General features: G+C 33.6%; 8 protein-coding genes. All 8 read right to left on the reverse strand.

What is annotated here, in order from left to right:
• From QO200_RS00135 to QO200_RS00170, 8 genes are read right to left on the reverse strand one after another with little or no spacing between them, the layout of a single operon-like run.
• A complete protein-coding gene (locus QO200_RS00135; RefSeq protein WP_371535081.1) occupies positions 1 to 1,638 on the reverse strand; it encodes a sodium:solute symporter in 1,638 nt (545 codons plus the stop codon).
• A gap of 3 nt (positions 1,639 to 1,641) precedes the next feature.
• Positions 1,642 to 3,171 carry a cellulase family glycosylhydrolase gene (locus QO200_RS00140; protein ID WP_371535083.1) on the reverse strand — a complete coding sequence of 510 codons (1,530 nt, stop codon included), beginning with the start codon at positions 3,169 to 3,171 and terminating at the stop codon, positions 1,642 to 1,644.
• A 1-nt stretch (position 3,172) separates the two neighbouring features.
• Positions 3,173 to 4,186 (reverse strand): glycosidase, encoded by a 1,014-nt coding sequence (locus QO200_RS00145; RefSeq protein ID WP_371535085.1) that lies wholly within the window; start codon positions 4,184 to 4,186, stop codon positions 3,173 to 3,175.
• A 27-nt stretch (positions 4,187 to 4,213) separates the two neighbouring features.
• Positions 4,214 to 5,404, reverse strand: a complete 1,191-nt coding sequence (locus QO200_RS00150; protein ID WP_371535086.1) for a glycoside hydrolase family 26 protein — start codon at positions 5,402 to 5,404, stop codon at positions 4,214 to 4,216.
• 15 nt (positions 5,405 to 5,419) lie between these two features.
• On the reverse strand, positions 5,420 to 6,895 hold the full coding sequence (locus tag QO200_RS00155) for a hypothetical protein (RefSeq protein ID WP_371535088.1): 1,476 nt from the start codon (positions 6,893 to 6,895) through the stop codon (positions 5,420 to 5,422).
• Between the two features lie 29 nt (positions 6,896 to 6,924).
• Positions 6,925 to 7,863: a hypothetical protein gene (locus tag QO200_RS00160; protein ID WP_371535089.1), complete on the reverse strand. Its 939-nt coding sequence runs from the start codon at positions 7,861 to 7,863 to the stop codon at positions 6,925 to 6,927.
• A gap of 19 nt (positions 7,864 to 7,882) precedes the next feature.
• Positions 7,883 to 9,376, reverse strand: a complete 1,494-nt coding sequence (locus QO200_RS00165) for a RagB/SusD family nutrient uptake outer membrane protein (RefSeq protein ID WP_371535090.1) — start codon at positions 9,374 to 9,376, stop codon at positions 7,883 to 7,885.
• Positions 9,377 to 9,385: 9 nt separating this feature from the next.
• The gene (locus QO200_RS00170; protein ID WP_371535091.1) at positions 9,386 to 12,448 is read right to left on the reverse strand and encodes a SusC/RagA family TonB-linked outer membrane protein; all 3,063 of its coding nucleotides are present in this window, start codon (positions 12,446 to 12,448) and stop codon (positions 9,386 to 9,388) included.
• Positions 12,449 to 12,586 lie beyond the last annotated feature (138 nt).

Here is a 12,586-nt window from a genome sequence, read left to right on the forward strand (position 1 = left end):
TTAGTAAAACCAAGCATACATTCCAAAACAAGCCAATACCAGTAGGAGTGCTTGTAATCGGAAATTTTCGTACCAAACAACATCTTTTAAGGCGATTGTTTCTTCATCCCAAATTGCTTTAGTCCAAGTATTATCTTTTACTTTTATTTCTAGCGGAGGTGATGTTAATAAACTAACTACAGCATTAACTACTACACTTAAAACCAAAATAATTGGTGCTAACAATAAAAAGTGAAGTCCTAAATTGTAACCTAAAGCATACTTAGCAATCATGATGATGATTCCAATAAACAAACCTGACATTAATCCACTGAATGCTCCAATAGCATTTGAGCGTTTCCAAAATAACCCCATGAAGAAAGTTCCAACAACTGGAGGTGCTAAATAGGAAAGTATCTCTTGATAATAGGCAATCAACGAATCAAATTTACCAATATAAGGTGCCCACAAAATAGCAATTATAAGCGCAACTACAGCAGTTATTTTACCTACTTTTACTTTTTTCTTACTACTTGCCTTTTTATCCATTTTGCTGTAAAAATCCATTGTAAATAAGGTAGAAACTGAATTCAGTGTTGCACTCAAAGCAGAAGTAAGTGCCGAAATCATAGCAGACAAAATGATACCTATAAGTCCAACAGGAAGTACTTTATTAATTAATCTAGGGTAAACTTCATCCGTGTTGATGCCATATTTTGTTTTCAAATCGATACCACTAATCACTTCATGTGGAAGATTTTCAACATCAAAGAGGTTGATTCCTCTTGCTATTAATCCTGGAAAAATAAATATAAATAAGGTAAAAAGATATAGAAAGCCTACTAAAAGAACTCCCTTACGCCCATGATCGATTGATTTTGCAGATAATACTCTTTGAACCATTACTTGATTATTACCCCAAAAATAAAATCCTAAAATTGGAATTCCAACCCACATTCCCAACCAAGGAACGGTTGAATCATCCATTGATCTGGTTAATTTTAACCAAACTCCATCATTAAATTTTTCCATAAACATATCCCATCCACCAATACTGTTCATGGCAAAGAAAGCTAATAAAGTCGATCCAATTATTAATACAAATGCCTGAATAACCTCTGTGTTAATTACTGATGATAACCCACCAATAATAGTATAACTTCCAGCAACTAATGCCATTCCTATAATAATCAACATCATGTCAACACCAGGAAAAATCATATTAATAATTAATGCACCAGCATATAATGTAGCCGATGCATCTAAAAATATATTTCCAATGATCGTTATAAACGAAAAATAGGTTCTTGATCTGGCATCGAATCTTCTTTCTAGAAACTCAGGCATTGTGAAAATTCCTGATTTAATGTAAAAAGGCAAAAAGAAAATAGCAAAGAAAACCATAACCAATATGGATATCCAATTATAATTAAAAACTGCAATTCCGTTGATAAAGCCTTCTCCTGAATTACCCATTAAGGTTGAACTAGAAATACTAGCTGCAAAAAGAGACAAACCTACCATTGGCCATTTTAAATTCCTACCTGCCAAAAAATAATCATCTGAATTACTTGATTTGCCTTTTTTCAATCCCCACCACACTATAAATAAGATGTACAGTATGAGTACTACTAGGTCTATTATATTTAAGTTTAACATGTTTTATTTTTTGTATGAAGTATAAAGAATAACACTTTTTGCCGGAATCAGAACCGAAATGCCGTTGTCTTTTAAATTGATTTTTTCTGAAGGAACAGGATAGCCTTTTGAATTAACAGGGCGATTGTTTTCACTGTATAAATATTTAATCAGTTTCGATTTCAGTTTCATATTTTTGGTCCTAATTATAAACCTAGCTTCTTTATCACTATTGTTTACAACAGCGATTGTAAAATCTCCAGATTTAGTTACTCCAGCTGTTGCACGAACTTTTTCGAAATTTAAATCATTGATTTTTACGATTGCCATGTCACCGGAAAAATAACGTGTCATAATCGACCATGTATAAAACCAAGGGCGCAAATTTTCATCGGCAGAATTATTTGTCAATTCTGTTCCTAAACTGTTGAACATTCCCCAACGTTTTAATTGGTGTTTATCGCCTTTATCATCTTTTGTATGCATAGCATCATCTAAATCCCATGCAATTACGGCATCAAAACCACTGTTCATTGATTGAATCAATGCATCAGCCATATCAACTCCGTAATCATAATCATATACCGAAAGCTGACTATCAACACTTGTAAATTGATCTCCCAAGTGCTCTTTTGATGAAGAATCTCCTTTGATTCCTAATTCGCCTAAAATGAAAGGTTTTCTTTGTGTCGAATCCGTAAACTGAACTAAAGCTTCAAATGTCTTTTGAAATTCGCCAGATCGAATACTCTCTTTTGATGGATAATCGTGAACATCATAAGCAGAAACTAGATGTGGAATTTGAAGTGCAGTTTGTTTCACCCAATCTAATCCTTCATATTTCGATTTAGGATTATTATAAGAGGTTGCGTCTGGTCCAATAATTGAAATAGATTTATCAAGACCTGCCTTGCCAATCGCTTGATGAAGCATTTTAACTCCCTCTTTCCATTGCTGCCAATCACCATCGGTAGTTGCCCAATATCCGTTTGGTTCGTTTACTAAATTGTAATACTTAATGCAGCTGTACTTTTTAATATTAATTAAATGATTCAGATTTTTCACTATTAAATCAATCCATTTTGGATCATTTGCACCAGTAAAACTATTTTGCAAATTTAAATAAGTATCATGCACTTTATAAGGCTGTCCCCATTCTCCTAAAATCACAATAATTTTATTTTTTTCACAATAATCTAAAAGCTTGTACAAAGCTTTCATTTGCTCACTTTCAAAATCTACAATTGGATTCCCAGACACATCAAAACCTTTAAGATACCTCCAGTTAGCCTGATCCATTACCCGAGCAATTTTTGGTTTAATGAAAGAAACCCGATCAAAAACTTGCTGCCACTTTTTATCTGTCATTAATTTACCCCATTCTGAGTCATCAGTGTCAGCGTGTGGGTAAGCCGAAAACTCAATTCCGTTACCAATAAACTCACCTGAAATTATTTCGTTTGGATTAAGTGAAATCACAGGAACTGAAGTTTGGCTTTGCACTGAAAAACTAATTAATATGCAAAACAGTATAATGCTATTTTGAATTTTCATTTTAGGAATCTTTTAAAGTTTTTAGTAATTCATTGATATCGCAGGTTGCTAATCCAACATACTTATCAGCAGCACCGTAATATACATATAAAACATTATCAACAATCATGTTTCCTGTTGGAAAAACACAGCCTTTATAAAATCCTTCGATTTCATAATCATGCTCAGGTTCCATTATCCAGTGCTCTAATCTAGCAATAACTTTCGTTGGGTATTCCAAGTCAAGTAAAGCCACTCCTACTCTATAATATCCATTACCACCATTTTCTACACCGTGATAAATCAGCAACCAACCATCATCCGTGCGGAGTGGTGGTGTACTCCCTCCAATTTTTTCTTCCCAAGTCCCTGTCTTACCTGTCATCAAAAGAGTACTTTCCTCTTCCCACACCATCAAGTCATCCGAATAGCGAATCCATATAGAAGGATATTCACATCCATACGCTTCACCGATCCATTCTTTAGGACGATGCAACATAGCAAATTTACCATTTACTTTCTCTGGAAAAAGAATTACATCTCTGTCGTCCAGATTTGATGTTGTAATTCGACCTAATCTTTTAAATGTTTTAAAATCTTTTGTAACCGCTAATCCTGAGTTTGCAATATTACGTTTTAACACTGCCGGAGATTCAGAACTCGTTTCAGGAAGTTGAATTACATCGTGTCCAAATGTCCAATATCTTCCAGGAGGATGAGGACGGTATGCATAAGTAACATAATATTCTTCTCCAAACTTTACGATTCTGGGGTCTTCAACACCTCCCATATCTGGACCATCAATACTTGGCCCAAAAACAGGCTCATTTGATTGTCTTATAAAATCAACTCCATTGCTACTAGTTGCTAAACCTATACGAATATAATGGTCCACATCATCACCTGCCGCTCTATATAGCATATAAAAAATCCCATCTTCATACCATACACCTGGATTACAAACTACAAGGTTTTCCCAATAGTTATCAGGATTTGGGCTAAGGACTGGGTTCTGTGCATATTTAATTAGTTTCATTTCTATCTTTTATTTTTTTTTATAATTTTATTCAATAATTACATTTTCGGCCATTTTATACATATCTGGTAAATCTTGACTAAACAGCATATTCGAACTGTTATAAAGTAATTGAAAATTAGTAGCTGAACTGTGCCCCTCAAATGGTGCATAGTAGTGGTCCCCCGTATGTGAAGGGTCGTATTTATTGCGCCACATTACTACCATACTCACTTTTTTTCCAGTAAGAGGAACGCTTATTTCATTTGTCCAGTACATATCATAGGCTAAGGCATTTTTCTTAATTCCTTCAATTCCAGTTTCTGTCACACCACAAGGTTTTAATTTTTGTTGTGATAAGGCTGCCAGATTTCGAAGATTGCTGCTGAACGCTGCAGTATTAGTCCCATGATAACTGTCCCATCCTAAAAAATCAACGTAATTATCCCCTGGCCATCTATATAGAAAACTATCTATTGTTCCTTGTTGATCTAATTGAGGAGAAATAGCATAAATAAGACTATGTACATTTTTGTCATTTTTTAAATAATCAATAGTATATTTCCATAAACCGATAAATTCTTGTTGCGTGGTGGCACTTGACCCCCACCACGACCATGCTTGTGTATGTTCATGAAAAGGACGAAAAATTATTGGAATTAGTTTTCCGTTGCTATCCTTCAAATTATTGACCAAATTGGCCAATTTATCTAACCATGAATTAAAAATAATGTTAGTAGAACTCCCCGGTATCAATATTTGCTGAACAACCGTATTATTAGAATTATCCCAACTGTCACCACCAGTAAGTGGATTATTCAAATGGCAACATGCAGTAATTACTTCCCCTCTTTCACGCGCTTCTTTAATAACCCGAATTCTATCACTATTAAGTGTTGAAGAAGTACTTCTATTGTCCATAATTTCGGCAAAATCGACACTAAAAACTCCTGGATAATCACCACAAACCTCTTTAATATCAGATCGACCTTGCTGAGTCATCCAGTTTCTTCCATATAGCAAATCATCATGATGACCAAACATGGTTCCTTTTTCTTGGATTTTCCATAATTGTGAGTATAATGCTTTTGTTTCAGCAGTGGCATTAGCATCCGTCATTTTTAAAGTTACAGGTACGTTGGTAAAAGGTGGATTTACTGGTTCATTGTTCTCTTCTCCGGAGGAGCAAGCAATACAAAATGCCCCCAAGAAAAATAATATCAGATATAATGATTTCATATAGTTTAGTATTAATTAATATTCAAAGTTTGTTAATACAATAAGTCCCTCAGCTGGTATAGTTTCTCTAATGTCTTTTTTGAAATTCAGTTGTATGCCTTTCTTTGCTGGAAGTAGTATATGATCCCCTTCAAGAATCAATTTTCCTTTGGCATAAATAAATTTTTTCATGTTGTTGAGGATTGGTAATTCTGAAGAGGTTAAAGAAATATTTTTCTTTTTTAAAGACACATTAACCATTGCTATCATGTATTTATCTCCCTTTGTTATAGCAATAGCTTTTACTTTAGAATTTCCTGTTACAGTTACTTTATACACTTGACTTCCCGATGGCATATATTTTGTCAATAATGACCACGCATAAAACCATGGACGTACTACTTCCTCTTTTTTTTCGAAATATTCATCACCCAGAATATTCCAAAACCCCCATACTTTTAATTTGTTTTTTTGTTCTTTCGAATGCATAGCATCATCTAACATCCAAGCTATTGATCCTGAATACCCCGTATTTACCGTTTGAATAAGTGCATCAGCCATATCGGTTCCATACACATAATCATAAACAAACATCTGAGAGTCATCTACTGAAGCGTATGGTTTCGCTTTTGCTCTTTCGATATTTTCATGCATTAAAGCTTCATCTTCTTTTTCTACAAATTTGAATCCGATTTCTCCCATAACAATTGGCTTATTGACAGGAACAGCATCTCTGTAAGCTTTTAGAATTGATGAATATTCTCCAGAATTCACCGTGATTTTTGATGGATAGGTATGAATATCATAAACTCCAATTGACGGATCGAAATCTCGAACTGAGTTTGTAATCCAGTCTACTTTATCAGTTTTCCAAATGGCAATATCAGGCCCCATTAAAGAAACCTTTTTATTAAGACTTAGTACTTTTAATTGCGTTGAAAAATATTGCGTTGCATTTTTCCAAAGCTCATAATTTTCATCTGTAGCTGACCAAAAACCATTTGGCTCATTAATCATTATGTAATATTTAATGCAATTAAACCCTTTTTCGGTCACTAAAAAGTCAAGATACTCTGCAGCAAATCTTAAATTATGTTCAGAAATAGTGTTGCTTTTACTATTAACCATCTTATCTCCCCAATCTCCAAGTACAACTTTTACATTACGTGATTGACAATATTCAAGAATAGGAGCAATATCTTCATAATTTTTAGCCTTGTTTACTGAGTCGTTTTCTATTAATGAAACGGTATTGATCATTACTCTCATGAATTGTGGTTTCATAAAATCAAGGCGAGAATATAACTTTGTCCAGTCCTCTGATGAAATTTTTAATTGTTTATCGCCGTAATCCAATTGGTAGGGGTCCCATTGAACGCCGTTTCCTATGTAATTTTCATTAATAATGGTTTTGCTATCAACAGCAACAGTTGCCTCGGTCAATGCGGAGCAACTAATTACCGTGACTATCAACCAAAATAATGCGAATGTTATAAATATTGTTTTTCTCATGAAATTAATTATTACAGTTTTTATACTCACTACTGTTTAGTAACTTCAATCCAATATCTTCTTGGTTTTTTTACGAATTTATCATAATCAGAATAAATTTTATCCCAAGCATCGATTCCGTTTAAATTAAAAGCAAAAGCATTATTAGCTATGTTTTTTGTTTTTCCGTTACCTAAATCTTCCTTACCAGCATTTTCAAAAGTTCCAATAGATTTGGTTCCATCAGCGAAATTAAAAGTAATAGTTCCTGTAGTATAATCTCTAGACCAAGTTCCTTCACCTTTGGGTATTTTTCTATAAAAATTATTTACATCCGTTTGGGGAGTACCTACGTAAAGAAAGTTTGCGTATTTTCCATCAGTTCCTGCATTATTAGTTACAGTTCCATAAGTATTTCCTGTCTCAGTAATACCTGTCATTTCAAATACTAATGTATTGTCTAATTCTTTTTCAGGACCATCGTTTGAAGGCCAAATCCAAGGTTTTGATGTAAGATCTAACACTGCTGCTCCGCCATATTCAGGTCCAGTACCTCCATAAATTACTAGATTGTCAATATCGTAAGTTCCAACTAATGATTCTCTAAAAGAACTAGCAACAACCTTGTATTCTCTAGATTTACCTGTTGGCGATGTAACGGTAATCTCAGCACTGTTTTCAGCATTTTCAAAATTTAATGATTCCCCTGTTTTTACAGTTGCTTTCGCTCCGTATGACAACACCATTTCTTTTAATACAATATTGCTCAGGTTAGGAACAGCATCTACATTTATAGCAAGATTTATTATTCCAGTTTCATCATCAGTTCGAAGCACTTTAGCGTCCCCTACCTGGTTTTCAAATTTAATACTCAATATATTACGTTCATTATTCCAATTTCCATCCACGATATCTTCTAATGGATCTTTTTGGCAACCCGACTGAGTCATAACAATAACTGCTAACAGGGCATATAATATTTTTTTCATAATTAGTTTTTTTTTAAAATTATAGACCTGTATTTAAATCAATTTCAGTCTGAGGAATTGGATAGAATGCTGCTTGTTCTGCAGTAATTCCAGCTGCTTCAGGGACAACTTGTGTAACTTTGTTGAAACGACGCAAATCATACAGGCGATTTCCTTCAAAAGCTAATTCCCAAGCACGTTCATTCCATACTGCTAATCTGAAGTTTTCAATACTTAAACCTGGAGTTAAATTTCCTAAACCAGCTCTGTTTCTAATTTGATTGATTAAAGTATATGATTCAGTTGTTGGACCAGCAGCTTCAGCATACGTAAGTGCTACCTCGCTAAAACGAATCAAAAATGGTTTAGTACTCGTTTTGTCTCCAATAAAATTGGGATCAATATATTTACGTGTAAAAGGGTAAACAATTTTACTAGGATATTGTGCAGAAACCACTCCAGAAGCATCATAGGTGGTTGTAACCATTAACTCTGTTTTCCTTTTGTCTGAATTATCAAAGCTGTTATAAAAGTTTGTTTGCGTTTGGAAAACGCTCCATCCATCATGCGACTTTGTATAAGTATTATCTGGGTTTTTCAAATAGATAGTAGCACCATCTATATAAGGAATGAATAGCTTAGAAATTTTAGAATAATCTCCTTCACTAGCACCTGTTCTATCCATAGAAAGTAAAAATATATTTTCTCTACCCAGTGGTTTGTCAACATCATATATACTTACTAAATTATTCTCAAAACCATAAACACTTTGACCTGTAATAACATCACTTGCATATTTTGCTGCCAATTGATACATAGTATTCACATCTTTGTTCATATCACTATATAATGGAACATTATGTTCTTTGGCTGAGGCGATAAAAAGATATACTTTTGCTAATAAAGCTTGAGCTGCCACTTTATCGGCTCGGCCTAATGCCTGATTCACTTTCAATAATGCTACTGCTTTTTCTGCATCTGCAATTATAAAATCATAAACCTCATCTAAGTCTTTTGCCATTGGAGCTGCAGTTTGACTTACAGTTTCTACAAGAGAAGTATGCATAGGCACTTTTCCAAAAACTTTAACCAAATTAAAATAGTTCCAAGCTCTTAAAAAATAAGCTTCTCCAAGATATTTATCTTTTAAATCTTGTTCAAATTTTCCATCAGGAACATTTTTTATTACAGCATTGGCTCGGTTTATAGCGATGTATCCATATTTAAAGTACTTCGCTAACATTATGTTTGTGCTAAAACTACCTACAACCCATTTATCTAAGTTTTGATTATCAATAGATTCATCTCCTTTTGGTCCAAACTCTTCTGTTGGAAGATCACCAACAAAAAATATAGCACGAGAATATTCTAAAAATGTTAAAGCATCGTATGCATAATCTACAGCTGATTCAGCATCTGAAGCTGTTTTGTAAAAATTTTCTTCAGAGTAAAACCCATAAGGTTCTTCATTTAAGTCACAAGCAAAGACACTCATTATAAGAGCCATTGTTGCTATTTTATATCTTGTTTTCATAGTGGTTTTTTAAAAAGTTAAGTTTAATCCAAATGTCAATTTACTAAGTCTAGGATAACCACCCCAATAAATACCATCGGAGCCTACTTCAGGGTCATAACCATCAAATTTTGTAAATGTGTACACATTATTTGCATTTACATATAAGCGTAAACTTTGAATTGCACTTTTAACAGGTTTTAAAGTATAGCCTAAAGTAATATTCTGAATTCTAACAAATGAACCATCTTTAATCCACCAGTCAGAAAATTTCACGGTCCTACCATCTCTTAAGCTAGGATAATCATTAGTTGGGTTGTCAAGGGTCCAGCGAAGCGGTGCATTACTTGGTTGATTAAATGCCTGTGTATCTAATACGTCCTGTCCGAAAACTCCATTTAAAAACGCGCTGAAATCAAACTGTTTGTATTTTACACTTAGGTTAAAACTCGCCATAAAATCAGGGTTTGGGTTTCCAATTATGGTTTGATCTTTTGTATCTACAACTCCATCTCCATTAATATCAACATATTTAAATTCTCCGGCCTGTGCCAATTGTCCATCTAAACCTGTATTAATTCCTTCTTGCAAATTCTGAACAATTCCATTTACTTTGTATCCGTAGAAAACATTTACTGGTTGCCCAATGGCTAATAAATTGGGGAATTGTCTAAATTGTTCTAGGCTGTTTCCTGAATATTCGTATTGCATTCCGGTATTAGGGTCAACATTTAATCCAGACTGCGTTACAGATCCTAAGCTTACGATTTCATTTTTATTTTTAGAATAAACAACGGACGCATTAAGTGTCCAATCCTTATTTTTGAAAATTTCTCCATCCAGACTAACCTCAAAACCTTTATTGGTAAGTTCACCATCGTTTACCCAAATTCTGTCATATCCTGATGATGGAGTCAAAATTCTTTCACGCAATAAATCATTTGTATGTTTACTATAGTAATCGAAAACAATGTGTAAACGGTCTTTTAAAATTGACATATCTACTCCAAAATCACTTTGAGCTGTAGTTTCCCATTTTAAATCAGGATTCGGAATTCCTCCCCAAAGCACTTCAATACCATCTTGCCCTGTTGTACCAACCTGATATCCTGGACCAATAGCAGAAACCCAGCTACCATTATCGTAATATTGACTTACACCATAACGACTAAGTGTTTGGTAAGGACTAATTCCTTGATTACCAGAAATACCATAACTTAATCGGAATTTTAATTCGTCAAAAACGTTTAAATTTTTTATAAATTCTTCATTATGTGCTTTCCAACTTAATGCTCCAGAAGGAAAAAATGCCCACTGATTGTTCTTACCAAATTTTGAAGATCCATCAGAACGACCTGTTATAGTCATTAGGTATTTATCAGAATAAGTATAATTTATTCGGAATATTCCTGAAACTAATTTTGTTTGTGTCTTACTATTAGAAATAGTATTACGTTCAGGGTTTCCCGCACTCATATTTTCATTTCCTAATGTTTCGTTAACAAAATCAAATGCACCTAGACTTGAACTTCTAGAGACATAACTTTCATAAGTATAACCACCTGTTATTCCAAATTCATGTTTATTTATAGTCTTATTGTAGTTGGCAAAAGTTTCAGAAACAAAGTTTTCTCCTTGCCAATTATTAATATAACCTGCTCCATTATTAAAAGTTCCTGCTTCTGTATAAATATTAGGGAAATATTTATCATTTATAGACGAACCATATTTGTAATTTAATCGAGTAGTTAATTTTAAAGAAGGTATAGCTTGCCATTCTATTGCCGCGGATGTAATTATATCAGTGGTTTTAGTTTCATTTTGACGCAAATTTGTAATTGCGACTGGATGACTATAATCATTATTCCCAATTAAATAATAATCTCCATCAGCACCATAAACAGGAAAAATAGGGTTTCTCCAATACGCTAATCCACTATTATTATTCCTTGTACCTTTACTTAATATATTAGAAAACCTAATGGTTAGATTATCATACACATCGTGTTTTACACGAAGGTTATAGCCTCCTTTTGTATAGTTGTCTTCTTTATTAACCCCATTTTCTGTATAATAATTCCCCGTGAGATTAAAACTCGTTTTATCAGTCCCACTATTGATACTCATCACAGTACTATTTGATATTGGATTATTATTAAAAGCATAATCATCCCATCTAGTAGAATAAGGCCAAGCACCTGATTGCAACTCATTAATCGATGGGTAGTATACCCCATTCGCATTTTGCGCTCCTATATAAATAGGTTGTAAACCAGCATTCACTCTTCCTTCATTACTTAATTGAGCCATTAACACAGGATCTCTCCATAAATTAAGTTCTGAATTAAATTGAGACACTGTTGATTGCTGCTGAACAAAAATTTCTGTTTTCCCTTTTTTTGCAGACTTAGTGGTGACAATAATTACTCCATTTGCCCCTCTAGATCCATAAATAGCTGAAGCTGAAGCGTCTTTTAAAACATCTACCTTTTCAATGTCAGCAACATTAATTTGTTTTAAATCACCCGCATCCCCCAAAGGAAAACCATCTACAACAACTAAAGGTGAATTAGAGCCTCGTAAAGAACTTCCGCCTCTAATTCGTACTGTTGATGAAGAACCAGGATCCTGAGATGTGGTCACTTGCAAACCCGCAACCCTTCCTTGCAAGACTTGTTCGACTGAATTAGCAGGAATATCCTCTAAAGCTTTCGTCTTGATTGTGCTTACTGACCCTGTGAGATCTGCTCTTTTAACTGAGCCATATCCTATTACAACAATTTCTTTTAAATTTTCAGATAATGATTGTAAAACAACATTAATGATTGCTTTTCCTGAAACAGGAATTTTTTGAGTATCAAAACCCAAATAAGAAAAAGATAAGATTGAATTTGAAGGGACATTAATTTCGTATTTTCCATCAAAATTTGTAGAAACAGCATTTGTAGTACCAATAACAGCAATATTTGCTCCTGGTATACTTAGACCATTTTGATCTGTAACGGTACCTTTTATTATATTCTGACTATAAGTAGTTATTGTGGTAACTAACAGAATACAAAAAAGTATACTTTTTGTACATTTTTTTTTCATTTGTTTATTTGGTTAAAAATTAGTTATTAGCTTCAGTACAAATTAACTAATTCCTTTTCCTATCAATTTTGTAAATACGATTAAATACAGATACTTTAATGAATAAATGATGATATTTTAATTTTAAATAAATACCAT

The sequence above is a fragment of the Flavobacterium sp. Arc3 genome (assembly GCF_041431375.1).
In the GTDB taxonomy this organism is placed as follows: domain Bacteria; phylum Bacteroidota; class Bacteroidia; order Flavobacteriales; family Flavobacteriaceae; genus Flavobacterium.